This is a genomic window from Paludisphaera borealis, assembly GCF_001956985.1.
GTDB classification, from domain to species: domain Bacteria; phylum Planctomycetota; class Planctomycetia; order Isosphaerales; family Isosphaeraceae; genus Paludisphaera; species Paludisphaera borealis.
Genome location: NZ_CP019082.1, coordinates 2,939,065 through 2,964,292, shown reverse-complemented (window position 1 = coordinate 2,964,292; position 25,228 = coordinate 2,939,065). Strand labels below are relative to the sequence as shown.

Genomic DNA, 25,228 nt, shown 5'->3' with positions numbered 1-25,228 from the left:
TTCCCTCAAGTCCAATCCATGTTCCGCCGACGCGGCGATCACGAAGAACTGGAGCGGGGAGGACATCCCGACCTTCGAGCGTTGTATGATGGGGCCGGAGAGCACGCCCTGCGTCGGGAAGATCGAACCGCGACAGGGGTGTTCTTGAATGCCGACGTTCTCCCTCGTTTGATGTGCTTCCGCGTGAGTCCGTTCCGTCCGTTCCTTCTCTTTCTTCCATGAGGCGAACCATGTCGAGCCGTCGCGGTTTCTTGGGGACGATGATCGGAGGAGCGGCCGGGGCCGCGATGACGGGCGCGGCGACGACCGCGATCGCGGGGGCCAAGGGGCGGGTCCGGGGCGCGAACGACCGGATTCGATTCGGTCTGATCGGCGGCGGCTCGCGCGGCAAGGAGATCTTGCGGGCCGCGATCCAGTGCCCGAACGTCGAGCCAGCGGCGGTGGCCGACGTCTACACCCGGCGTCTCGACGAGGCCAAGGCGATCGCGCCGGGCGCCACGACGTACCGCGACTACCGCGCGCTGCTCGACGACAAGACGATCGACGCCGTGCTGATCGCCACGCCGCAGCACCTGCACGCGCTCCACTTCGTCGCGGCCATCCAGGCGGGCAAGGACGTCTACCAGGAAAAGACCATGGCGTTCAACCCGAACCACGCCCGCCGCATGCGGAATGCGCTCGAGGGGACGGGTCGGGTCGTTCAGGTCGGCATGCAGATGAACAGCGGCGACGGCGTGCGGAAGGTCCGCGAGCATGTGACGGCCAAGGATCTGGGTGACATCACGCTCGTCCAGACCCACCACTTCCGCAACGCCGCGTACGGCGGCTGGCTCCGCGACGTCCCCCCCGACTGCAACCTGGAACACGTCGATTGGGCCGCCTTCCAGGGCGAGGCCAAGGCCGTCCCGTTCGACCCCCAGCGGTACATCAACTGGCGGTTCTTCTGGGACTACTCCGGCGGCAACGTGTTCGAGAACATGGTCCACACGTTGGCCTTCTGGTTCGGCGCCCTCAACCTCTCGATCCCCGATTCGGTGACGATGACCGGCGCGAACTACCTGTCACCCAAGATGAACGTCCCCGACACCTTCCAGGTCTCGATGAGCCATCCGGAAAAGCTGCTGTTCACGTTCACGTCGATGTTCGGCAACGGCTACTACGGCGAGGGCCGCGACTTCCTCTTCGGCAACAAGGGGACGCTGAGCTACAGCCATTCCAACGGGAATCTCGAGGTGATCGCCAGGGGCGCGAAGCCCAACGAATCGAAGCCCTCGGCCGGCTACAAAGATTTCACGGGTCTGCATATGCAGAACTTCTTCGATTGCGTGCGGAGCCGCAGTGAGCCGGCCGTCCCGTTCGAGCTGGGCTTTCGCACCTCGATCGCCTGCCGGATGGCCATCGACTCCTACCGCCGAGGGACCACCGTCCGCTGGGACCCGACCACCGAAGAGATCGTCTGAACGATCTGAAAACAGAAAGCTCGACTGAAACTTCAGGACGCCTGGCGTGCGGCCGAACCGTCTTTCTGGAGTGCGGGAGCTTGCTCCGCGCCTGACAACCAAGCGGCGGCAAGCCGCCGCACTCCGCATTCGGCTCGAACGCTCAGGTGACTTTTCTTCTTGCGAATCACACTTTGAGAAATCCCTGACCGGCGTCAATCGGCGGATCGATGATTCCGCGCCGCCGACCTGGGCTTCCTCGCGACTCGTCCGCGGATTGCGCTGATTTCCACAGACTGGGATCGGAGCATCCGTGAACTGTGAAAATCCGCGCGATCCGGGGATTGATAGAATTCCCGATCGAGGACACCTGTCTTAGTTCGGGGGCGGGTTGTCAACGGTTCGTCGGCTGGAACGCGGCGAGGGCAAGGTTCGTCGCGTGCTCGCGGACGTCGGCGGGCCAGAGGGCGACTTCGCGGGCGAACCGGTCGGCGTCGCCGGCGAACAGGGCCCGGTTGGCTTCTTCGAAGCCCGGCAAGTTGCCGCCCATCGTCGAGAGGAACCGGTAGGCCGCTTCCTGCGCCTTACGGACCCGGTCTTTCCCTTCATTGGCGCGGCGGGCCTCGTCGACGATCTTGCGGAGCGTCACCGACGCGCCGCCGGGCTGATCGCCGAGCCATTCCCAGTGTCGCGGCAAGAGCGTTACTTCGCGCGACACGACCCCGAGCCGAGGACGCCCCGGACCTCGCGGCGCGTCGTCGGCCGCCTCCGTCGATCGCTCGAACCGCTTCAACACGTCGTCGACCGTCCCGCGCAGGTCGATCTCGACCTGCTCGCTCGTCTCGTCGTCGAAGATCAATACGGGCGCCGACTCGCCCCGATCCACCACCCGCTTGACCTCGACCGCCACGTCGATCAACAACCCCCGCGCGATCCGCTGATCACCCTCGAACGCCGTGCACAACCGCCGTTCGCCATCCATTCTTCGGTCCTCCCCTTGAATCGAATTCTTCGATGCCCGACGTATTTTACCCGGATAATATCGGCAGGCAATATCGCCCGGGTAAAATCGTGGTCGAAGATTTTTTTCGAACGGGAGGCTGGCGGGTTCAGCTTCGACAGCGGTGGCGGCGGAGTGCGAATGGTCCCAGAGGGACCATCGCGCCCAGGCACAGCAAGAGGGCGGAGCAGGGCTCGGGGACGGCGAGGGGGTTGGGCTGGATATCAAGAGAGAAGGAAATGGAGACAGACGCCTCGTCGAGAGGTTGTGCGGTTGGGTTGAGGGCGTAGGCAGTGAAGATCGCCGGCTGATGGGACGTGGGGGAGGAACTGTCGTAGAGGCCGAGCGGCGTGTCCTTGTCGATCAGGGCCCAGAACAGAGACTCCGTTCCAACCCCCTTGGGGAAGTCGGCTATGGACCAATCGGGGACGACAAGCTGGATCATGTCTCCATGGGCGTTGTAGAGCGGCGTGACTCTGATTCGCTCGAAAGCGTAATTGGATGACATTGAGAGTTGAATTTGAAAGTCGACGCGCACCGTGCCATCTAATGGGCGGAATACTTGCTCGTCTGTTAAATGGTCGGATATGTAGATGCCATCTGCGTATAAGGAGGGGGAAAAGGCCGAGCAGACTCCCAAAACAAGCAACCATTTGGAGGCATGCGAAATCCGGTTCAACACGGGTGACTCCTGGAATTGGCGCGGCGGTATGTGTGCCGTTGTTCACGCAACAACTCCGGAGATCGTAAGTGATCGAGGGGCTTCAATGAAATACGAATCAAGGAGGTGTGTTGCTGATGGTGCACGTGTGTTATCTTGGTTGGCTAAATTACGCCTTGTGCGGCCATTCTTGGTTGGCTTGGCCCATAGTTTAGGGAAGTGTGTCCGCCTAAAAGTCGACCGGCCGGACGATCCGGTTCGTCGCGGCCGGTCGGTCAGAGGAGGTTAAGGACGCGGTCGGCGAGTCCTTTCTCGCCGAGGATGACGTTCAGCTTGCCGCCGGCGACGACCTTTTCGAGGACTTCGAGTTCGCGAAGCCGCATGAGGGTCGGGTTGTCGGCGAGGAGCTTGGCCGTGTTCGCCTGGCTGCGAAGGGCGGCCGTTTCTTCGCGGCGGGTGATGAGGTTGGCCTCGGCGGCCTTCCGGGCTTCCGTGACCTTGTTCATCAGGTCTTTCATGTCGCCCGGGAGGATCAGGTCGCGGACGCCGAGCGAGGCGACCGCGAGTCCCAGGGCCTCGGCCCGGGGCGCGAGCAGGCCGGCGGCCTCGACCGCCACGGCTTCCTTGTCGGCGAGCAGCGCGTCGAGTTCGCGGCCTCCCACGACGGCCCGAAGCGCGAGCTGGGCTTCGCGGTAAAGGGCCTGCTTGTGGTCGTCGATCGTGCAGACGGCCTTGCGCGGGTCGACGACGCGGTAGGTCGCCGAGGCGTTGAGCCGGAGCGTCACCTTGTCGGCGCTCATGATCTCCTGGCCCGGCACGTCGATCGTCGTTTCGCGAAGGTCGACCTCGACCACCCGGACGTCGGCCGACCGCTTCCAGAACGCCCAAGGGCCGGGATCGAGCAAGCCCGCGCAACGGCCGTCGAGGAACAGCACGCCCACGCAGCCGCGATTGACCGCTCCGGTTTCAAGCTGCTCGCGGGCCGTCGCGCTCTGAAGCACGACCTTCAGGTCGACGTGCTCGAACCTCGGAGCGCGGACGTCGACGACCTCGACCCTCACCTCGCGCTGGCCGAGCCAGACGACGTGCTGGCCCGGCGGCAAGATCCGCGCGAACCGGCCGTCGATCCAGACCAGCGCGCGCTGATCATCCTGAAGGTCGATCACCTGTGCGTAGCCCTTGAGCACCCCCGACTTGACGATCAGGTCGAGCTTCTCGTGCGCGAGGAACGGCGCGCGGCGCGAGACGACCTCGACGTTCGTGCGGTTGAACGGGTCGAAGATCCAATGCGAACCGACGCCGATCAGGCCCCGGAACTCGCCGTCGCGGAAGTGCAGACCCATCTCGAAGCTGCGGATCTTGAGCCGCTTGAAAAGGAACATGACTGAGCCTCCCCGGCCCCGGACCCAGTCCGGCGGCCGAATTCTAAGTATTGTGCATGATAAGAGACCTTGATGAATCGGATGGACGATGAAACGCCGTCGGGGGACGGGACGACCGATGGTCGCGCGTCGGGTCGCGGAGCGACGCTTGAGCCTCGTCGGGCGATGGTTTGCATGCGGGTCGGGACGGGTCGAGCGATCGGGCGTGCGCCCGGCTGCTCGACGATCGTCCGTCGCGGCGTGCTGGCCGTCGACCGAACGGGGCGGAATCCGCGTGCTACAGGGCGTCCGTCGGCGGTGCCGGCGTCGGGCCGTGCGTCGCGAGACGCTCGGGGCCGTGCGCCGGCCGACCGGTCCGGCCGCCCGTCCTCCTTCGGCTTCATGGTCTGCGACGTTTTCAGCGTCGTAGGGCAATTGGTGGGAAAACCAATCGCGGGTTTGTGGACGGGAGTCGAACCCGTGACCTCAGGTTCCTAGCCTGATGCTCAATCCGCTGAGCTACCACGATCCGGCCCCGCCGTGTTTTCGAACCCCGATACGGAACGCGCACCGCCGATCGTGAGCACACGAGAAAGGCGCGCCGTCGAGCCGACGAGACCGGCCGCTTGCTTGAAAATCAGTGCGACGCTCCTTGTGAGTTGGAGGGTCGTCGCGAGAGACGCCGGTGGGAGTCGAACCCACTTGAACCGGGTTGCAGCCGGTCGCCTGGCCGTCTGGCTCCAGCGTCGTTGAGACAAGATGTGCGAACGCCGAATTGTCAAAGACGGACGACGGCCAACAAAAAAAGCCCGACGTCGCATGACGCCGGGCCGTGGCGGACCGGGAGAAGGGCCGTCGGGCGGAGTCACTGGCGAAGCGCGTCGCCGGAGCGATCGGCGCTTTTGGTTCTGGTTTGCAGATAGCCGCGACAACCTAACATGGCCCCTCGCTCCTTTCGCCTGGAAGTCGATGATTCCGGTACTGAGACGCGCGGGCCGGTCCTGATGTTCGCCTCGATTTCGGAAGTTCCCGTGGGCCACGGTTTCCGTCCGGGCCGTGAGGCGCTTGGCGTGTCGTCGCTCGGCCTTGCTCGCTATCCTGGATCGGTCGATCAAACGAGGGAGGCGGCGAGCGATCATGATGCGGATTCGAGATGCGAGTAGTTCGGTGAAGGTTGCGCGGCGAAGCGTGCTGGGCCTCGGCGTCGTGATCGCGTCGACGCTGTCCGCGGTCGTCGCGGAGGAGCCTCCAGGTGGTCGCGAGCCCGCGATCGTCGTCCGCGCCGTTCATCCCGACCGGCAGGCCGCGGCGGTGGTTGGGCTGTTCGCCGACTCGCGTTCGCCGCACCCGGCGGCGGCGATGGCCGCGTGGCGACGGGCGACGGCCGACATCAGCCAGCTTGGCAAGCCGCTCCAGGCGGTCGCCGCGATCTTCAATCCTCAGATGATCGCGGAGTGGAAGGCGTTCCACGACGTCGAACTGGCCGTCGGCTTCGCTCCCGAGGACGGCAAGCCGCTGTGGCGCGTGATCGCGCCCGAGGACGACGGCACGCTCTCGGCCCTCATCACGTCGCTGCGGCTCTCCGGGGGCGCGAACGAACCACCGATCGCCGATCCGCCGGTCGTCGTCGAGCGTCTGGGAGGCCCTGGGGCGGCGGTCGGGGCCCGGCTGCCGGAAGGCGTGGCGTTCGCCGGTCGGCGCGACGAACTGGCATCGGCCGTCCAGGTCTTGCGGGCAAAGGCCGAAGCCGATCCCAAGGCGACCGAGCCGCTTCCCGCCGGCGTCGACGGCTCGGGGTTTCGGCTGAGCTTCGATCTCGACAGGCTCGCCCCTCCAGGGGGGGCCAACCTGACGCTGTCGCGGATCGCGACCGCCGCTCGCGCGGGGGGAGTGAAGACGAGCCTCGGCCGGCTCGCTCTCGATGACGACCATCTTGATCTGAACCTGAGCACGGGGCTCGATCCGGAACGCGTGCCGGCCGCCGCCGAAGGGCAAGGGGCGGTTCTCGATCCCTCGTGGCTGGCGTGCGTTCCGGCGCAGAGTGCCCAGGCGGCCGTGGCGATCGCCTTCGGGCGCGGGGCCGACTACTGGAATCGACTGTTCGACGTGGCCGATCGCGTCGACCGGGCCGATCCGGCCCGTGCCCAGCTCGCGCCGCTGCGGGTTCGGCTGAATTTTCTGGCCATGGCCCGAGGCGTCAGGCTCGAAGCCGACCTCTGGCCGATCCTCCGCGGCGTCACTGTCGCGGGCCTCGCCGATCCCCGACAGGCCGGCCGAGCCGGCGGCGTCCTGCTCGCCCTTCACACCGACCGAGCGGAAGACGCCGAGCGTATTCTAGCCCGCGTCGTCAGGCCGATGTCGGGGCTGTTCGGCGGCGGCAAGAACGCCGCGGAGTCGAAAACCGTGGCGCTGGGTCGGGTCTCCGGTCGTCCGCTTGAGGCGGCTGTGCGGGGGACGAGCGTGCTCGTCGGCTGGGGCGATAAAACGCTCGAACTCGGGCTCCAGTCGATCGACCGGCCCGAGCACTCGGCCGCCGCCGTCGTCGAGCGGGAGCGGGCAGGGGCCGGCGCGGGGGAGCGTCCCACCAGCCGGGCGGGCGTGTACTGGCCGGGTCGGCTGGCGTTGCCGATGCTGGGGTTGAATGCCTTGTCGCCCCTGACTGTCAGCTTGTCCGAGGGGGCCCCCGTCGTATGGCGAGGAGGCGAGGAGGGCGGCCGGGCCTGGGATCTGGTACGCTGGCCGGACCTCCGACGGCTTGTCGCGCGGTTCCTCGACCGCGTGCCCCAGTCGCCGCCGGACACTCCTTGAGACGGTCCCCCGCATCCGAGAACGAGAACCCATGCGTTTGATCGACCTGCATTGCAACTGGGCGCTCCAGTACGCCGCCGAAACGTCGCAGTACGACGCGTCCTTCTACCCGGAGATCGCCGCCAAGGTGGCGCAGGTCGACGGCTACCTGATGGGTACGTCGCTGGCCTTCCTCGCCTGCGGCCGCGCGGCGGGCGACTGGGAGCGTCAGGCCGAACCCTGGCTCGCCCTCGCGTCCATGATCGATCGGTACGAGGCCGAGTTCGCCGGCCGGCTGGTCGCCACCCCCGATGACGTCGACCGCTGGCGGGCCGAAGCCGACCAGGGCCTTTGCTGGGGCCTGCTCGGCGTGTCCGGCTTCGACCGCCTGGTCCGGTCGCCGGCGGACCTCGATCGCCTCGCCCCGCTGTTCGAGCGCGGCGTCCGACTGTACCAGCCGGTCGAAACGGCCGACGGCCTTCTCGGCGGCTCGTCTGACGCGGACGACGCGCGCGGCCTCAGCGATCTCGGCCGGGCGTTTCTGGAGCGGCTGCTGGATCTGGCACCCCTGGCCGGAAAACCCGGGTCTAGGCCGCTGCTCGACCTGGCCCACATGAACGCCCCGACGTGCGCCGACGTGCTGGCGTGGTTCGAGCACGACGAGACCCGCGCGAACCGGCTTCCGCTCCTTCATTCGCACGGGTCGATCGACGGCCTCGGCCCCGACTTCCCGGGCCGGTTTCGAGCCCTGGGTGGCGTGATCGGTCTGAGCGTCGGCCCGCCGGCGGTCGAATCGGCCGAGGCGCTCAGGTCGAGGATCGAAGCCCTCGCCGCGTCGCCGTTCCGAGGTCAAACCGGCTACGAGGGGATCGGCGTCGGGACCGATTACCTGGAACTCGACGCGACCGTCGCCGGGCTTAGCGAGGTCGAGAAGGTCGCCGAATGGCTGTCGAAAGTGTTTAGCCCCGGCGTCGCCGCGCTGCTCGGCTTTCAGAACGCCCGCCGCCTGGTCGAAGCCGCCGCTGGAGCCCGGATCTGACCCGCCGATCCGGGCCTGAAGCCGTCACCCGCGCCCGTCCGGCGGGCCTGCCAAAATGACATGGCGGCTCGACGTAATGCCAGGGTCGGCAGGAGCGACGCTCCGGAGGAAGAAATTGGGCGTGACGTAAGTTTTGCTTTCAAGGCTACTTACGAATAGTGGATCGGTCGGCATAAGGCTTGCTTAACGGGTGAGGCAAGTCAATGCGCCGCCCGGGGAATTCGAGACGGCGAGTCGGCTTCACGGCGTTTCCCGGGCCCGGCCAAGACCGGAACTTTGAAGTCAGTCGCCAAGAGGAGCAAGGGTCAGATGAATCTGAAGCCGTTGGGAGATCGCGTCGTCGTCGAGCGGGAAGAGGCCAAGGGGACGACCGCGGGCGGCATCGTGCTGCCGGACACCGCCAAGGACAAGCCCCAGAAGGGGAAGGTCGTTTCGGTGGGTGATGGCCGCGTGACCAAGGACGGCAAGCGTCGCGAGCTCCAGGTCAAGCCCGGCGACGTGGTTCTGTTCACCTCCTACGCCGGCGAAGAGTTCAAGCTCGACGGCGAGAAGAAAGTCTTGCTGATGCGCGAAGACGACATCCTCGCCGTCATCGGCTGAAGCCGGATCGAGCCGAGCCGTGCTGAGCGGGGCCGAGCCGGCCGCCGCGCGGCGGCTTGAGCGCATGAATCACGTGGTCGGGGATCGCGGAAACACGAACACTTTCACCTTTTGGTGTGGGGAGATCAAAGCAAGATGGCAGCCAAGATGATCGCGTTTGATCAGGAAGCGCGCCAGGCGATGCAGCGCGGGATCCAGAAACTGGCCCGCGCCGTCAAGGTGACGCTCGGCCCGCGCGGCCGCAACGTCATCATTCAGAAGTCGTTCGGCTCGCCGACGGTCACCAAGGACGGCGTCACCGTCGCCAAGGAGATCGAGCTCGAAGACAAGTATGAAGACATGGGCGCGAAGATGGTCAAGGAGGTCGCCAGCAAGACCTCCGACGTCGCCGGCGACGGCACGACCACGGCCACCGTCATGGCCGAGGCCATCTACAACGAAGGGCTCAAGGCGGTGGTCGCCGGCGTCAACCCGATGCTGATGAAGCGCGGCATGGACAAGGCCGTGACCGACATCGTCGCCGAGCTCCATAAGCTGTCGACGAAGATCACCAACAAGAAAGAGACCGAGCAGGTCGCCACCGTCGCGTCGAACTTCGACACCGAAGTCGGCACGATGATCGCCGAAGCCACCGAAAAGGTCGGCAAGGACGGCGTGATCACGGTCGAGGAAGGCAAGACCCTCAAGACCGAGGTCGAGTGGGTCGAAGGTATGCAGTTCGACCGCGGCTACCTGAGCCCCTACTTCGTGACCAACCCCGGCACGATGCAGGCGGTGCTCGAAGACGCCTACGTCCTGATCCACGAGAAGAAGATCTCGTCGGTCAAGGACCTGGTCCCCGTCCTCGAGAAGGTCGCGCAGACGGGCAAGCCGCTGCTGATCATCGCCGAAGACCTTGAAGGCGAGGCGCTGGCCACCCTGGTCATCAACAAGCTTCGCGGCACGTTCCGTTGCGCCGCCGTCAAGGCGCCCGGCTACGGCGACCGCCGCAAGGCCATGCTCGAAGACATCGCCGTTCTGACCGGCGGCAAGCCGATCTTCGAGGCGCTGGGCATCGAGCTCGAGAACGTCAGCCTGGAAGACCTTGGCCACGCCAAGAAGATCGAGGTCGACAAGGACAACACGACGATCATCGAAGGCGCCGGCAGCCACGACGCCATCAAGGGTCGGATCGAGGCCATCCGTCGCGAGATCGCCGACACCAAGAGCGACTACGACCGTGAGAAGCTCGAAGAGCGTCTCGCCAAGCTCGCCGGCGGCGTCGCCAAGATCAACGTCGGCGCGGCCACCGAGAGCGAGATGAAGGAAAAGAAGGCCCGCGTCGAAGACGCCCTTCACGCCACCCGCGCGGCCCTCGAGGAAGGCATCCTTCCCGGCGGCGGCGTCGCCCTGCTTCGCGCCTCGACGACCGTCAAGCCGACCGGCCTGACGCACGACGAGGAGATCGGTTTCGGCATCATCGTCCGCGCCTGCGCGGCCCCGCTCACGCAGATCGCCGAGAACGCCGGCCAGGACGGCGGCGTGGTCGTCGCCAAGGTCCGCGAGGGCAAGGGCAACTTCGGCTACGACGCCCTGAAGGACGAGTACACCGACCTGGTCAAGGCCGGCATCATCGACCCGACCAAGGTCACCCGCTCGGCCCTCCAGCACGCCGCCAGCGTCAGCACCCTGCTGCTCACCTCCGACGCCCTCATCGCCGACGCTCCCGCCGGCGACGAGAAGAAGTCGGGCTCCGGCGGCTACGAAGACATGTATTGATCCTGATCAATACACCATACGGAAATGAAGAAGGGAGCCGATTCGTCGGCTCCCTTTTTTTATGCGCCGACGTCGCGGGGACGCCCGGCCTCCGAATTCAAACCATCATGACGCCGTGGCGACGCCCGGCCTCATGAAAATGGGGGGCTTTTCGCATGGCGTCACGACCAGGTCCGGTAGGGGCGCCCCTGGTGGGGGCCCGGTTCGTTTCACGCCGACCGCTCGGCGATCGGGCACCCACAAGGGGCGCCCCTACGGCAAACCACAAACCGGAATTTTCAGAGCAGCTCGAAGCGTCTGCGAGTGCATTGTTTTGCGTTCGCGTACTCGGCCCGCCGGCCGGGAGGATGCACTCGCTGGCGCTTCGGGCTTGTATTGGGCGCCTTGCCGTCTGACGATTCACTCGCCGGCTTGCGGCTCGCGGAACAATAGGACGAGCGAATGCTGGAAGCCCGGCAGGACGTCGCCGCCTTCGATCGCCTGATCGTCGTTGAGCGTGTGGACGTCGGTCGGAGATTGGTAGACGCGGGCCTCGCCCTTGTCGGGAAAGAGCAGCCAGACGCGACGGACGCCGGCGTTGAAGCAGTCGTCGAGCTGGAAGGTGAAATCCTCTGCCAGCTCGCCCTTGCGGACGATCTGAACCAGGAGATCGGGCGCGACGTGCCAGCGGTCGTGGGACGGCACGCGGCGGTACTGCGCCCAGCGGTCGAAGGAGACGAACGCGATGTCGGGCAGCCGGCCGGTCGGCTCGCCGGCTCCCAGATCGAACTGCTTGGGGCCGACGACGTGACCGAGTTCGTTGGCCGCGACGTGGGCTTCGAGCGAATCGAACAGTGTCTTGACGACGTGGTTCTCGAAGGCGGTCGCTTCCGGCTGAACGGTTTGGAGTCCGGTCGAAGCATCGCGGTCGTCGGCCCTCCCCGCGCTCGTCTTCTTGGCCGAAGTCTTGCGACTCGCCATCCGCGAGGCTTCGGACGCATGCGGGCGCTCTTTACTCACGGCCGGCTTGGCGTGAGCGGCCTTCGGCGCCGGCGCCTTGCGAGTCTTCGAGGCGTCCGAAGCCGCGGCCGTCAACTTGGCCGGCTTCGGTTTCGGCTTCGCGGCGGCCTCGGCCTTCGCGGCCGGCGCGGCTTTGGGCTTGGCGTTCGCGGTGGGCTTGGCCGCGACGCCCTTCGGCCGCGCGGGAGCCGCCGATTTCGAGTCGACCGCATCGGCCTTGGACCTGGCGCGGGACGCGGTGGGGCGATTCGGTTCGTTCGGCGTTGTATTGGGGGTCTTCGTCGCCATGAGAGAATCTCCTGGAGATGACTCGGAACGTCGACAGTGATCGCAACCGGACTTCAACGACTGGCGAGACCGACGTGTTTTGCGGCCGTCGCTGGCGGCCTGGCTCGCTCCCCGCGTCGGAAACGATTACACTCGTGAGCATAACACGACGGCCGGGACGATTGATGCATGAAAATCCACAAGAACGCGGCGCAACGCCCGCGACGGGACTACGGAACACCTTGCCCATGAACGACGTCAGGAAGCGAGTGGAAGTCGGCGGCGTGGTTCTCCACCTGGGCGAGCCCGACGCGACCGACCAGAGCTGGATCGGCCAGGACGAAGTCTTGCGGCAGTTGTCGGCCTGCTGGCTGGTGGTCGATCCCCGCGATCGACCGCTCTCGCCCCGGCTGATCGGTCCGCCGGGTATCGGCAAGACGACGCTCGCGATGGCCGCCGCCAAGCTCCGCGGTCAGCCGCTCTATATCACCCAGTGCACCGCCGACACCCGCCCCGAGGACCTGCTGGTCACGCCGGTCCTGGCCGAGAACGGCAAGATCGCCTACCACGCCTCGCCCCTGGTCACGGCGATGCTCGTGGGGGGCGTCTGCGTGCTCGACGAGGGGAACCGGATGAACGAGAAATCGTGGGCGAGCCTCGCGCCGTTGCTCGACCACAGGCGGTACGCCGAGAGCGTCGTGGCCGGGATCACGCTCCACGCCCATCCCGACTTCCGCGTCTGCGTGACGATGAACGAAGACGAATCGACCTATGAAGTCCCCGACTACATCCTGTCGCGGTTGCAGCCGACCTTGACCCTCGGCTTCCCGGCCCGCGACGACGAGATGGCGATCCTCAAGTACCACCTTCCGTTCGCCGAGACCGACCTGTTGGCCCTGACGGTCGAGTTCCTCCAGCAGGCTCACGAGCTGAAGCTCGATTTCTCGCCGCGCGACGGGCTCAACATCCTGCGGTACGCCATTAAGCGGATGGCGCAGGACACGAACCATCCGCTCGGTCGCGACGCCGCCTGGCGCGAGGCGCTCGCATGCGTCCTCGGCGACGACGCCGTGAACCTCGAAGACCTCGCGCGCCGCAAGCGCGGATCGATGGGGGAGAGGCACGCGCCGCTCGGTCTGGGCGACCTGTTCTTTGATCCCGACGACGATTTGCACCCGGACGCCCAAGAGGACGACGACGAAGACTGATCACGTGACGCCGGGTTTCTTTACCCGCAAGTCCGGTGCCAGCCGTCAGCAGTCCGTCGGGGAGGCGTCGGTTGAGGCGTGGGCCGTCCAGGCGGCGAGGACGGCCTCGTCGAGGCACGGGTAGCAGTCGACGAGCATGGTCAGACGCACCTGGTCGAGCAGGGCCATGATCCGGGGATGCGCCTCGCAGATCCGCAAAGCGCCCCCCACGCGGTCGAGACGGAGATGGTGGGCGAGCAAGACGCCGATCGTCTGTCGTGTGAGCCGGCCGACGAATTCAAGGTTGACGACGACCCGTCGCGGCAGCGGCTGCGCCGACAGCTCGTGCAGCTTGAGCCGGAGCGCCTCGTTGGGCTCCTCGCCTTCGAGGTCCGTCACGATTGGGGTGACGACGAGGACGTTCTGGACGACCTCGCACTTAATGCGCACGCCGGCGTCGTCGTCGGCGTTGGAAGCCTGGTTCAGGGCTCCGAGCGCCGTCAGGTTCTCAGTCGGGAACGGGTCGGCCGGCGCGGCGGCGGCTTCCGAGGGCGGGGAATCGCCGTGGACCGTCGCAGGCGCGAGGGCCCCGACGAACTCCATCTCAGCTCGCGACAGCCCGATCCAGATCTTGCAGCGGACCGGGCCGATCAGGATCTTGTCTTGCGAGTGCAGCTCGGACTCGGCGGCGCGGAGCGGCTCGCCGTTGAGAATCGTGCCGTTGGTGCTGCCGAGGTCGCGGAGGAAGACCCGGGCGCCCCGGATCTCGACGGCCGCGTGTCGCTTGCTGACGTGGGGAGACCCCAGTCGTAAGTGGCTGCCCTGATCGCGGCCGACGACGAACGAGTTGCCGGCGACGGCGATCATCCGCCCTTTTGAACCGCCGTACTCGACCCGCAGCCAGACCTTGCCTTCCATCGTCTCCGCCCCACTCGCTCTCGCGGGCGCCGATGCCGACGCGTGGGCGCCTGGGTTCTCGACGGGCGAGCCGCCTTGCAAGGGAGGCACGATCGAGGCGTTCACCAGGGCTTCAAGGATATCGACGGGCAAGGCGCGCGGCCCCGGGGAGGCGGGCCAGGGGCCGTCGATCGCGGCTTGCTCGTCGTCGCAAAGGACGATCCGCCGACCCATGCCGATGATCTCGAAAATCTCCGCCAGCTGCGGCGTCAAACCGCAGACCTTGAGCCGGCCCCCTTCGGCCGCCTCGCAACGACGATGCGCGTCGACGGCCGCCGCGACGATCCAGCTTCCCAGCCGCTCAACCTTCGAGAAGTTGAGGACGACCCGCTGGTTCCCGACGCCGATCAGGTCGTCGAGATCGTCGGCCAGCTCGCGAATCTCGGCCTGCTTGACGAGCGCTCGGTCCGTGAGCCGGACCACGGTGATCCCTCGCTTGTACGCCACGCTGAACCGATTCCAGGTCCCCCGCGATTTGAATCCACGGTCCGTGCTCTTGACCTGGGAAGGAGTCCGGCGGGCCGTCGGCAAGGCGCCCACCAACTGGTTCCAGAGATTCGTCTCGGGGCGTTCGGTCTGCGCGTCGAGGTTGCCGGCGATCCAATCCTCAAGGCGACGGTCGTGGACGCGGTCGTTCTTCACGGCCTTCAGGCTGATCAGGCGCGCCGGCCGGGTTTCGCCTTCTGTTGCTTCGGGCCCCGTCGCGAGTGCAATTTCAGAGTGAGCCATGAGACCCGACCTCGACGACTGGTGGCGAAAACACGTTAACGAATCGAAATAAGAGCGCAATGCGGCTCGAAGGTCGCGGAGCGGAGCTCCCGACCTCGATCCATGGAAATAGAGCGCGGCTCAGCCGGAGCGCACACACCGCGCATCCGCCGAAACGAGGGAACGATCCCTGGAGAGAAGGTCGTCCCGGCCGAGGTGGTCGGGAGGACTTCACGGGAGGATTCCGCCCAGGACAGGCGGTGCGAATGACGGACGGGCCCGGACGGTCTTGGCGATCACTTCGGGCGGTGGGGCCTGCCGTTCCTCACACTGTCAGTCAGCGATATTCCGCGAGCGTCCGTCCCAATTTGTTTTGGATTTCCCGGAGCCTGAAATGACCCGACCCGAATGGCTCGACCGCCGCGCGTCTGGCGTCGCCCCGGCCGGGCGCCGACGCTACACTGTCTCTTTGCGGAAGTGACTCGGTCGAGGAGAGGAACGGCGGTCGCCATGTCGCAGCCCACCGCGGACGATTTTCTGACGATCGGACCCGGAATCCGGGTCTTGCCGATCGTCCACGGCTCGGGCGACTGCGCGATCCGCGTTCGTGAAGAGTTGCTGGCGCGACCCTACGACTGCCTCGCCGTGCCGTTGCCCCCGTCGTTTCAAGACGAGGTCGAGGCCGGCGTCGAGCGGCTGCCGGCGATTTCGGTCGTCGTTCAGCGCGACGTCGACCGCGACGACGGCGGCGACGGCTTCAGCTACGTCCCGATCGACCCTTGCCAGGGGGTGATCGCCGGGCTGCGGACGGCGATCGGCGAGCGGATCGCGCGGGCGTTCATCGATCGGGAAACCCCGTACTTCGAGGCGGTTCACGGCGTTTTCCCCGACCCGTACGCGCTCAAGACCGTGACCCCCGAACGGTTCTCGGCCGCGATCCTGCCGGCGACCCCCCCGCCGCCGTCCGAATGGCAGGTCGGTCGAATCGCCTGGATGGCCGCCCGGCTCCACGACCTGCAACGGCGATACCGGCGCATCCTCCTGGTGTGCTCGATTCTCGATTGGCCCTGGATTCGAGACGCCTACCAGCGACGGATCGATCCCCCCGAGGCCGAGCCGTTCTTCGCGCCTTTGTCCTCCTTCAAGGCCGATCCCAAGACCTTGCTTTTTCTGTTGGGCGAGCTGCCGTTCATAACCGCACTGTACGAGCGCGGGCGAGCCGAGCTGACGCCCGACGACAACCTCTCGGTCGACGGCGTCAAGGAACTGATCCTCCAGGCGCGCGAGCGGTTGCGGGTCGAGCGTCCCAGGATCGCGCAGCGGATCACGCCGCAGTTGCTCGGGACCTATTTCCGGTACGTCCGCAACCTGGCGTTGAGCGAGCGCCGGCTGACCCCCGACCTGTTCACGCTGGTGCTGGCGGCCAAGCAGACCTCGGGCGACGACTTCGCCCTGGCCGTGGCCGAAACGGCCCGTGAATACGCCTATGCCGGCCACGAGGTCGACGCCGACGCGTTCGGCGACCCCGAACCGCTTCGGATGGGCGTGGACCAGGCCGACGTACCGGGCTGGGGACTGGGCGCGATGGTCAGCCGGCTTCCGGGGCAAGCCGTCTCGTGGCGGTCGTGCGAGCTTCGGCCCCGGCCGCTGGAGCGCGAACAGAAGCGCTGGCGGCAGCGCTGGGACCCGTACGGGATGTGCTCCTGGCCTCCCGAGGACGATCGAATCGAGAGCTTTCACCGCCATGTGAAAGACCAGGCGCGGGCGATCCTCGGCGCCGACCTGGTGAAGTCGGAGAAGTTCACCACGAGCGTGCGCGACGGCATCGACATCCGCGAAACTCTGCGCAACTGGCACACCGGCGACGTCTACGTGAAGGTGATCCCGCCCGGCCGGGGTTCGATCGAGGTGGTCGTCTTCCTCTTCGACGTCCCCGCCGACCCCAAGCTCTACACCAACCGCGCGACGTGGTACGCCGAGCACTCCGAGGAATCGACGCTCGCCTTCTACGCCACCGACCCGATGACGAACCTGGTGGGGCCGGGGATCGCCGAGGCCCAGTACGGCGGCGCTCTGTTTCTCTATCCGCCCCGGCCGATCCCCGAGATCTGGACCGACCCGAGGCTGCGGAGCGTCGAGACCCTGGAAGAGACCTTGCTCGCCTCGGCCTTCCTGCACAGTAAAGATCGACACGTGGCGGTGGTCAGCCCCGGACCGCCGCCGGCCGCCTGGCGTCGGCTGGCTCGCAAGTACGGCCGCAAGATCGTCCACCTGCCGCTCAAGCGGTTCAGCGGACAGATAATCGAACGCCTGCGCACGTTCCACGTCCTCAACGGCAAGCACGTCCGCTCGTATGCGGCCGATTACATCCGAGAGCAGTGATGGGAAAGGATCGGTGATCATGCCCAGCCCGCTGGTCGTCTTGCTCGCGCTTCAGGTTCTGACGCAGCAGCCCGCGGCCGTCGATCTGTCGGCGACCGAGCCGTTCGACGCCCCGAAGTACGGCGTGGCCACGAAGTTGCCCAAGGCGTGGCCGCTGGCCGTGCGTGAAAAGGACGACCAGGTGTTCGTCGCCCTGATCGCCCAGAACGACGCCGACCGTCCGGGGGTCGCCGCGTGCGAACTGGGCCTGGCCCCGTCGAGCCTCGACGACTACCGGACGCGGATCGACCGGAACGCGCGCGACCGAGGCCGGCCCAACGGCAAGCTCGCCGTCAACCGGATCGTCAAGGACGACAAGGGGGAGCGGCTGGAGACCATCTGGGAGTTCCATCCGGCGACGGGCGGGTTCTGGAGGGAGGTCGTCGTGCGAACTGTCGCGCACCGGCAGCTCTACAGCTTCACGCTCAACGTCGAGGACGCCGTGTACGCGACGGCCCGCCCGGCGTTCGACGCCCTCGTCGCGGCGACGACGTTCTCACCCCCCAATACCGGCGCCGACCTCTTGACCCGGAGCGCCAATCGCTGGGTCCAGCGCGAGTACAAGTTCACGCTCGACCTGCCCGAGGGTTGGAGCCCCGTGCTGGCCCCGAGCGAGGTCGCGCTCCTGTTCGCCAACGGGCCGTCGCATGGCGTCTGGTCCGACAACGTCCTGGTCCTGGCCCATGCGCACAGCAAGTTGAGCCTCGACGAGCAGGCCAAGGAACTCCCCGCGCTCCTCAAGCAAGAGGACCCGAACAGCGAGCTGGTCTCGTGCCAGGTGGTCCCCCAGGGCAAGATCGAGGCCCTCGAAACCATCGTCCGCACGCGCCGAGGACCGTTCTCGATGACCGTGATCGAGCGCAAATTCCGGGGCGACCGGTTCGACTACGAGGTCAAATACACGCTCGAAACCGAGCGGTTCGAGGCCCTCGCGCCGACCCTTCGCAAGAGCCTCGACAGCTTCCGCGAGCTTCCGGGCGTCGTCCCCGGCGGGGCGGGGAAGGCGGCGTGACCCCGGCTTTCATTTCGACGGCGACGGCTGGTCGAGGTCGTCGCCGACGTCGTGCGTCGGCTCGGGCTTGATGCCGAACCGGAGCAACTGGACGGCGGTGAACAGGATCAGGATCGGCAGGATCAGATAGGCGATGTAGATCGTCCAATTGAACCCGAGCGCCGGGCCGGCGAGGGCCAGGGGGAGCACGAACAGCGAGCCCAGCAAGAGCATGCAGCCGGTGGAGGTCATGATCGATTTGAAGCTGGCGGCCTCGCTGATCCGCTCGTAGTGGAGGTCGATCGTCCGGCCCCGTCGGAGGCTGCGGACGACGGCCTCGGTCAGCTCCATCGACCGGGTGCCGTCGTGAAGGCTCGGCGCGGGCGCGAGGCGGACGTCGGCGTCGGGCGCGAGCGCCCGCGAGGCTCGCAGCACGTCGAAGACGGCGGCGTGGGAATCCCAGAATCCGAGGTCCGTCGTCAGCTCGGCGTCACGGGCCGACGCTCGCTGGATCAGCCGCGCGGGGGACTCGAAGTGCGGGTCGTATTCAAGAGTGAGCGAGCCGTTCGAGCCGACGACCATCAGCCGGGCCGTCTCGCCCGGTTCGGACGAAAGCCGGATTTCCGCCCGTCGACCCGCTTCGGCGCGAAGCTGGACGATCAGCTCGTGTTTGGGATTCACCCCCGGCGGGTCGCCGTTGGCGGTGAGCGCCTCGACCTCGCCGAGCAACGCCCGGACGACGTCGACGGCCCGGGCGAAGCCGACGCGGACGAGGCTTTCGTCGGCCTCGGCCGGCGACTCGTGGCGGATCGCCCGGAACGCGCCCAGAGTCCCGGCGGCGATCACTTCCTGCAACCGGCCTACTCCGGGGTGAAGCCGTAGCGGCAGGTCGGGGACGACCACCGCCCCGGTCTCGTGACGGCTCATCGCGACCTGATAATAGGCTTCGGAATCCAGCCCCGGCGGGTGCAGGCAGAGGGTTGCGAGCCCTTCGGCCGCCGCGCGTCGGAGGGCTTCCGCCCGCTGCTCGATCGGGCCGCCGACGATCGCCGCGTCCAGCCCCGGCGTGGCCAGAGCTTCGTCGAGATCGGCGATCGCGCAGCCGTCGAACGGAGACCCTCCCGCAAAGCCGGGTTGGACGGCGATCACGTCGAGGTCGTCTTGCTCGATCGCCCACTCGGCCCAGGCTCGCTCATCGTCGCCGTCGCCGATTATCAAGATCTTCATCGTGGAGAGAGTCCTTCAGGGCGTAAGGTCGCCGGCCGGTCCGCATTGACCTCGCTCGCGCGGTCTGGCGATAATCGTGATGCGCGAGCGGGGAGTTCGATTCCAAAGGGGCGGGGAAACGCGTCGGTGATCACGATCGAGAACGTCCGCGATTTTCCGGCCTCGGCCCGTGGGGCGTATGTCACGATCGGCAACTTCGACGGGGTCCATCGCGGCCACGGTCGGCTGATCGCCGAACTGCGAAGCCAGGCCGACGCGGCCGGCGTCCCGGCCGTCGCCGTGACGTTCGACCCGCACCCGGTCGCCCTGCTGCGCCCCGACAAGGCCCCGTTGCCGCTCGTTTGGCAAGAGCGCGAGTACGAGCTGCTCAAGGCCGCCGGCGCGTCGGAGGTGGCCGTCTTTCGGACCGGTCCCTGGCTGCTCGAACTCTCGGCCCGCGCGTTCTTCGAGCAAGTGATCCTCGGCCAGTTCGCCGCGCGCGGGCTCGTCGAGGGGCCCAACTTCTTCTTCGGCCGCGATCGTCGCGGAGACGTCGAGACCCTGGGCCGCTGGTGTGCGGAGAAGGGCCTGGCTTTCGACGTCGCCGAGCCGACGTTCGACGCCGGCCGGCTGATCTCGTCGTCGCGGATTCGCGAGGCGCTGGTCGACGGCGACGTCGCCGAGGCCCGCCGGCTGCTCGGACGGCCGTACCGGATTCGAGGGGTCGTCAGCCACGGCGCGGGCCGAGGCGCGGGGATCGGCGTCCCCACGGCCAATCTCGAGGAGGTCGACACGCTCATCCCTGGCGACGGCGTCTACGCCGCGACGGCCCTCGTCCCCGGCGACGATCCCGGCGACGAGCCCCGGTCCTGGCCGGCGGCCTGCAACATCGGCCCGAACCCCACGTTCGGCGAGCAGGTCCGCAAGGTCGAGGCGCACCTGATCGACTTCAAGGGCGACCTCTACGGCCGGACGGTCGAACTCGATTTCCTCGAACACCTGCGGCCTACCCGGACGTTCGCCGGCCTCGACGACCTGCTCGGCCAGATCCGCCTCGACGTCGAGGCCGCGCGACGCCTCGCCGCGAACCCCTGACGATCTCGAAGCGCCGTTGCTCGCGGGGCGGTCAGGCATTGCGGCGGATCTCGTAATACTGGCTGATGACCAGGAACCGCTTGACCATGCGCGCGACCACGAAGCCCGTCAGCGCCAGGCAAGCAATATAGATGTTCGCATAAGGCAAGACGTCGGGCCCGATCCAGGCAGGCGTTCCGCGGCTCCAGTCGAGGCCGGCGCGGAGGTAGAGCGTGAGGTAGCCGAAGATCGCGAGCGCGGTCGTGAACCAGACGATCCCTTCCCGGAACCAGAGGCCCGACGCGGCGATCATGAGAGGATAGCCGATCAACAGCGGGGTGTACTGGCCATCCAGGATCCAGAGCAGCAGCGTGAGGCAGACCATGTCGCCGGTGGACCAGAGCCGGCGAACGGGGTCGGAATCCCAGCCGTTTCGATGGAGTCGCTGGAACAGCAGCGTCAGGCCGGCCCACAAGGCCAGGACCGTCTGCACGCGAACGTGGGCGACGGGGTCGGGGTTCGACGATCCGACGTGGAAGTTGTATTCCGTCAGCAGGCTGACGAGTCCCAGCCCGGCGAGCCTTGAAACGACCTCGGGCTCGCGTCGGGTCCATCGCCTTAGCTTGCGCAGGGTTCCGGTGGCGTCGATCGTTTCGCCCTGAAGGGAGCGGACCAGGTCGTCGGCGAGCGCCTCGGCCGAGGGGTAGCGGTCTTGCGGCGCTTTCTCCAGGCATTTCAGGCAGATGCTCTCCAGCTCGCGGGGCAGCTCGGGGCGAAGCTCGCGGGGGGGCGTCGGTTCGTTATAGAGGGCCTGGAGGACCGTTTCCATCATCGTCGGCATGCGGAACGGCGGCCGGCCGGTCAACAGTTCGTAGAAGATCGCCCCCAGGCCGTAGACGTCGGTCGCGGGGCTGATCGCCTCGCGCTGGCCCGACGCTTGCTCGGGCGCCATGTAGCTGGGCGTTCCCAGCACGGCCCCCGACGCCGTCAGCGAGCTATCGGTGGATGCCTGGCGGGCGAGGCCGAAATCGGTGATCTGGGGGACGCCGTCGCGGTCCATCAGGATGTTCGACGGCTTCAGGTCGCAGTGGACGAAGCCTTTATCGTTGGCGTAGTGGATCGCCCGGGCCAGCACCACGATCAACCGGCCCGCCGCGTGCGGATCGCTGCCGAACGAGTCCACTCGCTCCGTCAGCGATCCCCCTTCGACCAGTCGCATCGTGAAGTAAAGGAAGCCGTCCTGCTCGCCGACCTCGTGGATCGGCACGATGTTGCGGTGATCGAGGTTCGCGGCCAGCTTGGCCTCGCGGCGGAATCGCGCCCGCTCGACATCGGTGGCCAGCGAGCCGGAGAGGATCATCTTGACCGCCACCTCCCGGTTCAAGACCGTATCGCGCGCCCGGTAGACCACGCCCATCCCCCCCCGGGCGATTTCCGAGAGCAGCTCGTACTTCCCGAACCGCTCCCCCTGCGACGGCGGCGAGGATCGGTGCGACGATTTCTCGGAAACGTCGCCGACCGGTTCGGAGTCGTTCAAGGTCGACTGGATGGGGGGCCAGATCACGGTTTGATCGGGGGACAGGCCGATCGTGGTCGACTGACCGAACAGGCCGCCTACGACTTCCGAGAAATCGGGGAAGCGCGTCAGGTATTCGTGGATCGTGGGATGTTCGCACTGGCTTCGCCGCAGCTCGATTTCGAGGGCAATCAGCTCCTCGACCAACCGCGTTCGGCAGGGGCCTTCGTCCCCTTCGAGGTAGTCCTCAATGCGCGGGCGAGGCCCGGAGCGCCAGGCGGCTTCGAACCGCTCGCAGACTCGGTGCACCTGGCGAGCGGTCGCCAGCGCGTCGGAGGCGTCGGCGCCGTGAAGTCCCTCGGGGTGGCTGTTCAGCATGAGGCTTCCCCGTCGCGGTCGAGCCACGTCTGGCGGATCAAGTCGAGCCGTCGCGCGACGGTGCGGCGCGCGCAGCCGAGCCGGTCGGCGATCTCGTCGCAGGTGAAACCTTCCATGCGGCGGACGGCGACCTCGCGGAGACCGTCGTCCTCGAGCGCGTCGAGCAGCCGCCGGTACTCCTCAGCGACCATCGCCGCGAACTCGGGGGTCGGCTCGGGGCCGGCGACCAGGTCGAGCCCTTTCACGTTCGAATCGCCTTCCTCAACGATCCGGCCGCCGCCGCGCTTGAGCCGGCGCTGGCGTCCCGCCTGGGCGAAGGCCTTGCGCGCGGTGATCACGACGAGAAGCTTCCAGAGGTCTTCACGGTCGTCGAGCTTGGGGAATTTGCCGCGCGCGGCACCCGCGCAGAAGCTGTTGAACGCCGAGAGCGCGGCGTCTTCCTCGTCCTGTTCGGCGCCCGACCGAGGCAGCCGACGGAGCTTGGCCCGGGCCAGGACCACGAGCTGGCCGAAATAGCGCTCCCAGAGGGGCTGGGCGGCGGTCATGTCGCCCACCTTCAAATCGCCCAGCCAGTGGGTCACCGAGCCTCGGTCTTCGTCCCCCATCGATCCCCTCGACGTGCTCGAACCGGATGCCGGCAAGGCTCGGCGCGACGTTCGCCGTTGCGAATTTCCAGTGTACCACGCCGCGCCCCGGCCGGGTCGGTTCAGGGCTCGACGACCTTAGCGGCGGCGACTTCGGCGGCGGTGAGCGGGCGAATCTGGATGTTCCGGACGGCCCCGGCGGTCTCCCAGGTGGCGAAACCCAAGGGCTGGCTCGCCCGCACCTGGACCCGCGTGCTGAGGTGGCGATTCGTGACGTCGACCGCGATGATCTCCTTGTCGTCGATCGCGCACCGGACCGCCTGATCGGTCACCCGGATTCGAAACCGGTACCAGGTCTTGTTGTTGTAGGCATGGCTGTAGGTCGTCTCGTTTTCCGAGGCGTCGGCGCCGTCGAGGCTGGAAAGCCCCGTGACGTGGCCGCCCCAGCCGCCATTGACGAACGAGAGGAACGATCCGCCGACCGGAAACGTCGCCGCGCCGAAGAAGTCGACCCCTTCCGTCCGCATCGCCTCGTAAGTCAGCTCGTAATTCGTCTTCGGCAAATCGGTCCGGGTCGTGGTCACGCCGGTCATCGACTTGCCCAGCGGCAGGACGATCGCGCCGTCGGCGACCCGGACGTCGACGTCCTTCGCGCCGTAGAAGTCGGTCTTCTTCCAGCCGTCGAGCGTCTTGCCGTCGAACAGGACGATCGCCTTGGGCTTCTCGGCCGGCTCCTCGCCGACGGCCCGAGCGCCCGCGAACGCCCCCAGCAGAACGCAGACCGCGAGGCCGCCGAGGATCGACAATCGAAGCGTGAGGCGGCCGTTGCGCGAGGAAGCCAGCGACGTCGTCATGACCGTCTCCATTCACCAAGAGTCTAGCAAAGACCAGAGCGTCGAGGACCGAGAGAAGTCGGCCCGCGTCCCTTGATGCTAATCCAAGAACGGCCGCCGGTCGATCTCCGAGCGTCGATCTGGGCGGCGGTCCCGAAACGATCGAAAAAATTCGTGCATGCTTGAAACCGCTGTTCGCTTCGGTTTATGCTTGCACGTCCCGTCCGCCTCGCACGCCTCGACCTATCAGGGGTCTCACGATGAGCGCGTTTCGCTTCGAATGGTCACAATCAACGGGGCGACCCGTCTGGATCGGCGTTTTGCTGGCCTCGGCGATGCTCGCGCCGCCTTCGCTCGCCGCGCCGGACGACAAGCCGCCGAAGCCGTCTTCCGGCCTCATGAGCCTCGAAGAACTCCACCGCGACATCCGACTGCGAATCCGGAAGCTGGCCGAGGCGGTGTTGGCGGATGAGAAACGGTGGCAAGAGTCCGTAGAGATTCGGATCGGTCCCAGGATCAAAGGGGGAGGCGAGGAGGCCGTCTACCGGCAGGCCAAGCTCGCGCGCGAGATCGCCGAGCTGGCGAGCAGGGAATACAAAGAGGTCGCCGCGCCGCTGGAACACGCGAAGCTCGAGGCCGAGATCCGGCTCGCGGAGGCTGCGATCCGCAGTGCGGAGGAGAACCTGCGCGGCATCGAGGCGATCGCCCTGAAGGCGAAGCAGATCGAGCCTACGTCGATCTTGGAGTTCATGAGAGCTGACGGCGTCGAGGCGATGGTGGAGTCGGCGCAGCTTTCGCTGGAGAAGGAGAAGTTTGGGCTTGAGCAGGCCCAGGGCAAGCTGATCGTGCTCGACCAGTTCACCAAGGCCAAGACGATCAAGGAGCTGCGCAGCGACGTCGAGAGGGCGTACTCCGACGAACTCGCGAAAGAGCAGACCCTGAAGCTGAGGGGAGACCAGATCGCGAGCCGGAAACGGGCGATCGAATTATTTAAGAGCCCGCAGGAATCGATGTGGGCTCCTGTCGTCAAGGCGCTGGGCGAGATCATCGGACTGGAGGCTGAACTCCAGGCGCGATTGAAGGAAGGCCCGCCGGCCGATCCCAAGGATCGCGCAGGCTGGGAGGAGAAGTCCAGCACCCTGTCAAGTCGGCTGCGAGCCGGGCTCGACAACGCGGAGCAACTCCGCGACGACATCGATTTCGGACGACTCGGCCGCAGTATCCACGAGGCTCAACGCGCGGGTTCGGGATCGCTTCTCGAGCGGCTGCGTGCGATCGCTCCCGAGGATCGCAAAGCCCTCTTCTCGTCGGCGCCGGAACAGCGTGACGCGATCTTAAGGAAGGCGGGGTTCACCGAGTCGGAGATCGAGCGGTTCAAAGAGATGCAGGCCCATGGCAAGGAAAAATGATGAGGCGTGATCGTGGCGCTTGGGGATCTCCAGGGCTGATCCTCTGCGCGTTC

At 66.8% G+C, this 25,228-nt stretch carries 19 protein-coding genes and 1 tRNA gene; 10 read left to right on the top strand and 10 right to left on the bottom strand.

The features are described 5' to 3' along the window. Nucleotides 1-230 precede the first annotated feature (230 nt). Nucleotides 231-1,460, top strand: coding sequence for a Gfo/Idh/MocA family protein (locus tag BSF38_RS11500; RefSeq protein ID WP_076345720.1), 1,230 nt, complete (start codon nucleotides 231-233; stop codon nucleotides 1,458-1,460). Nucleotides 1,461-1,833: 373 nt separating this feature from the next. Here the strand turns inward: BSF38_RS11500 and BSF38_RS11495 are convergent, their stop codons facing one another. The 4 genes from BSF38_RS11495 to BSF38_RS31120 form a co-directional block, all read right to left on the bottom strand. After that, a complete protein-coding gene (locus BSF38_RS11495; protein WP_076345718.1) occupies nucleotides 1,834-2,421 on the bottom strand; it encodes a DUF2239 family protein in 588 nt (195 codons plus the stop codon). 127 nt (nucleotides 2,422-2,548) lie between these two features. After that, on the bottom strand, nucleotides 2,549-3,121 hold the full coding sequence (locus BSF38_RS11490; protein ID WP_145952081.1) for a hypothetical protein: 573 nt from the start codon (nucleotides 3,119-3,121) through the stop codon (nucleotides 2,549-2,551). A gap of 254 nt (nucleotides 3,122-3,375) precedes the next feature. Further along, complete coding sequence (locus BSF38_RS11485) at nucleotides 3,376-4,482, bottom strand: slipin family protein (RefSeq protein ID WP_076345714.1); 1,107 nt, start codon at nucleotides 4,480-4,482, stop codon at nucleotides 3,376-3,378. Between the two features lie 656 nt (nucleotides 4,483-5,138). After that, nucleotides 5,139-5,209, bottom strand: a tRNA-Cys gene (locus BSF38_RS31120). Nucleotides 5,210-5,598: 389 nt separating this feature from the next. Between BSF38_RS31120 and BSF38_RS11475 the strand changes: the two genes are divergently transcribed. The 4 genes from BSF38_RS11475 (at nucleotide 5,599) to groL (ending at nucleotide 10,645) form a co-directional block, all read left to right on the top strand. Continuing rightward, complete coding sequence (locus tag BSF38_RS11475; protein ID WP_145952080.1) at nucleotides 5,599-7,269, top strand: hypothetical protein; 1,671 nt, start codon at nucleotides 5,599-5,601, stop codon at nucleotides 7,267-7,269. Between the two features lie 31 nt (nucleotides 7,270-7,300). Then, nucleotides 7,301-8,287: a membrane dipeptidase gene (locus BSF38_RS11470; RefSeq protein WP_076345710.1), complete on the top strand. Its 987-nt coding sequence runs from the start codon at nucleotides 7,301-7,303 to the stop codon at nucleotides 8,285-8,287. 309 nt (nucleotides 8,288-8,596) lie between these two features. Next, a complete protein-coding gene (groES, locus tag BSF38_RS11465; RefSeq protein WP_076345708.1) occupies nucleotides 8,597-8,887 on the top strand; it encodes a co-chaperone GroES in 291 nt (96 codons plus the stop codon). A 135-nt stretch (nucleotides 8,888-9,022) separates the two neighbouring features. Further along, a complete protein-coding gene (gene groL, locus BSF38_RS11460; RefSeq protein ID WP_076350772.1) occupies nucleotides 9,023-10,645 on the top strand; it encodes a chaperonin GroEL in 1,623 nt (540 codons plus the stop codon). 399 nt (nucleotides 10,646-11,044) lie between these two features. Here groL and BSF38_RS11455 read toward each other — a convergent pair whose 3' ends face one another. Continuing rightward, nucleotides 11,045-11,932: a Uma2 family endonuclease gene (locus BSF38_RS11455; protein WP_076345706.1), complete on the bottom strand. Its 888-nt coding sequence runs from the start codon at nucleotides 11,930-11,932 to the stop codon at nucleotides 11,045-11,047. Nucleotides 11,933-12,159: 227 nt separating this feature from the next. Between BSF38_RS11455 and BSF38_RS11450 the strand changes: the two genes are divergently transcribed. Continuing rightward, nucleotides 12,160-13,119 (top strand): AAA family ATPase, encoded by a 960-nt coding sequence (locus BSF38_RS11450; protein WP_076345704.1) that lies wholly within the window; start codon nucleotides 12,160-12,162, stop codon nucleotides 13,117-13,119. Between the two features lie 45 nt (nucleotides 13,120-13,164). Here BSF38_RS11450 and BSF38_RS11445 read toward each other — a convergent pair whose 3' ends face one another. Continuing rightward, nucleotides 13,165-14,784 carry an FHA domain-containing protein gene (locus BSF38_RS11445; RefSeq protein WP_076345702.1) on the bottom strand — a complete coding sequence of 540 codons (1,620 nt, stop codon included), beginning with the start codon at nucleotides 14,782-14,784 and terminating at the stop codon, nucleotides 13,165-13,167. A gap of 489 nt (nucleotides 14,785-15,273) precedes the next feature. Between BSF38_RS11445 and BSF38_RS11440 the strand changes: the two genes are divergently transcribed. Together BSF38_RS11440 and BSF38_RS11435 are read left to right on the top strand one after the other, a co-directional pair. Then, nucleotides 15,274-17,145 carry a hypothetical protein gene (locus BSF38_RS11440; protein WP_076345700.1) on the top strand — a complete coding sequence of 624 codons (1,872 nt, stop codon included), beginning with the start codon at nucleotides 15,274-15,276 and terminating at the stop codon, nucleotides 17,143-17,145. Nucleotides 17,146-17,164: 19 nt separating this feature from the next. Then, nucleotides 17,165-18,196, top strand: coding sequence for a hypothetical protein (locus tag BSF38_RS11435; RefSeq protein WP_076345698.1), 1,032 nt, complete (start codon nucleotides 17,165-17,167; stop codon nucleotides 18,194-18,196). 9 nt (nucleotides 18,197-18,205) lie between these two features. Here BSF38_RS11435 and BSF38_RS11430 read toward each other — a convergent pair whose 3' ends face one another. After that, nucleotides 18,206-19,402: a Gfo/Idh/MocA family oxidoreductase gene (locus tag BSF38_RS11430; RefSeq protein ID WP_076345696.1), complete on the bottom strand. Its 1,197-nt coding sequence runs from the start codon at nucleotides 19,400-19,402 to the stop codon at nucleotides 18,206-18,208. A 126-nt stretch (nucleotides 19,403-19,528) separates the two neighbouring features. Here BSF38_RS11430 and ribF point away from each other — a divergent pair, with 126 nt between their 5' ends. After that, nucleotides 19,529-20,476 (top strand): riboflavin biosynthesis protein RibF, encoded by a 948-nt coding sequence (gene ribF, locus BSF38_RS11425; protein ID WP_076345694.1) that lies wholly within the window; start codon nucleotides 19,529-19,531, stop codon nucleotides 20,474-20,476. Between the two features lie 31 nt (nucleotides 20,477-20,507). Here the strand turns inward: ribF and BSF38_RS11420 are convergent, their stop codons facing one another. The 3 genes from BSF38_RS11420 to BSF38_RS11410 all read right to left on the bottom strand — a co-directional run bounded on the left by BSF38_RS11420 (nucleotide 20,508) and on the right by BSF38_RS11410 (nucleotide 23,787). After that, complete coding sequence (locus BSF38_RS11420) at nucleotides 20,508-22,349, bottom strand: serine/threonine-protein kinase (RefSeq protein WP_076345692.1); 1,842 nt, start codon at nucleotides 22,347-22,349, stop codon at nucleotides 20,508-20,510. Then, on the bottom strand, nucleotides 22,343-22,954 hold the full coding sequence (locus tag BSF38_RS11415) for an ECF-type sigma factor (protein ID WP_076345690.1): 612 nt from the start codon (nucleotides 22,952-22,954) through the stop codon (nucleotides 22,343-22,345). The genes BSF38_RS11420 and BSF38_RS11415 overlap by 7 nt, the downstream gene beginning before the upstream one ends. A gap of 101 nt (nucleotides 22,955-23,055) precedes the next feature. Continuing rightward, a complete protein-coding gene (locus BSF38_RS11410; protein WP_076350770.1) occupies nucleotides 23,056-23,787 on the bottom strand; it encodes a 3-keto-disaccharide hydrolase in 732 nt (243 codons plus the stop codon). A gap of 239 nt (nucleotides 23,788-24,026) precedes the next feature. Between BSF38_RS11410 and BSF38_RS11405 the strand changes: the two genes are divergently transcribed. After that, the gene (locus BSF38_RS11405) at nucleotides 24,027-25,175 is read left to right on the top strand and encodes a hypothetical protein (protein WP_076345688.1); all 1,149 of its coding nucleotides are present in this window, start codon (nucleotides 24,027-24,029) and stop codon (nucleotides 25,173-25,175) included. Nucleotides 25,176-25,228: the final 53 nt, after the last annotated feature.

Coding starts and splice junctions, on each gene's coding strand:
- BSF38_RS11440 (WP_076345700.1), top strand. CDS start 15,274: ATGTCGCAGCCCACCGCGGACGATTTTCTGACGATCGGACCCGGAATC.
- BSF38_RS11500 (WP_076345720.1), top strand. CDS start 231: ATGTCGAGCCGTCGCGGTTTCTTGGGGACGATGATCGGAGGAGCGGCC.
- groES (WP_076345708.1), top strand. CDS start 8,597: ATGAATCTGAAGCCGTTGGGAGATCGCGTCGTCGTCGAGCGGGAAGAG.
- BSF38_RS11415 (WP_076345690.1), bottom strand. CDS start 22,954: ATGGGGGACGAAGACCGAGGCTCGGTGACCCACTGGCTGGGCGATTTG.
- BSF38_RS11475 (WP_145952080.1), top strand. CDS start 5,599: ATGATGCGGATTCGAGATGCGAGTAGTTCGGTGAAGGTTGCGCGGCGA.
- BSF38_RS11495 (WP_076345718.1), bottom strand. CDS start 2,421: ATGGATGGCGAACGGCGGTTGTGCACGGCGTTCGAGGGTGATCAGCGG.
- BSF38_RS11470 (WP_076345710.1), top strand. CDS start 7,301: ATGCGTTTGATCGACCTGCATTGCAACTGGGCGCTCCAGTACGCCGCC.
- BSF38_RS11430 (WP_076345696.1), bottom strand. CDS start 19,402: ATGAAGATCTTGATAATCGGCGACGGCGACGATGAGCGAGCCTGGGCC.
- BSF38_RS11405 (WP_076345688.1), top strand. CDS start 24,027: ATGAGCGCGTTTCGCTTCGAATGGTCACAATCAACGGGGCGACCCGTC.
- BSF38_RS11435 (WP_076345698.1), top strand. CDS start 17,165: ATGCCCAGCCCGCTGGTCGTCTTGCTCGCGCTTCAGGTTCTGACGCAG.
- BSF38_RS11485 (WP_076345714.1), bottom strand. CDS start 4,482: ATGTTCCTTTTCAAGCGGCTCAAGATCCGCAGCTTCGAGATGGGTCTG.
- BSF38_RS11450 (WP_076345704.1), top strand. CDS start 12,160: ATGAACGACGTCAGGAAGCGAGTGGAAGTCGGCGGCGTGGTTCTCCAC.
- BSF38_RS11420 (WP_076345692.1), bottom strand. CDS start 22,349: ATGCTGAACAGCCACCCCGAGGGACTTCACGGCGCCGACGCCTCCGAC.
- groL (WP_076350772.1), top strand. CDS start 9,023: ATGGCAGCCAAGATGATCGCGTTTGATCAGGAAGCGCGCCAGGCGATG.
- BSF38_RS11455 (WP_076345706.1), bottom strand. CDS start 11,932: ATGGCGACGAAGACCCCCAATACAACGCCGAACGAACCGAATCGCCCC.
- BSF38_RS11410 (WP_076350770.1), bottom strand. CDS start 23,787: ATGACGACGTCGCTGGCTTCCTCGCGCAACGGCCGCCTCACGCTTCGA.
- BSF38_RS11445 (WP_076345702.1), bottom strand. CDS start 14,784: ATGGCTCACTCTGAAATTGCACTCGCGACGGGGCCCGAAGCAACAGAA.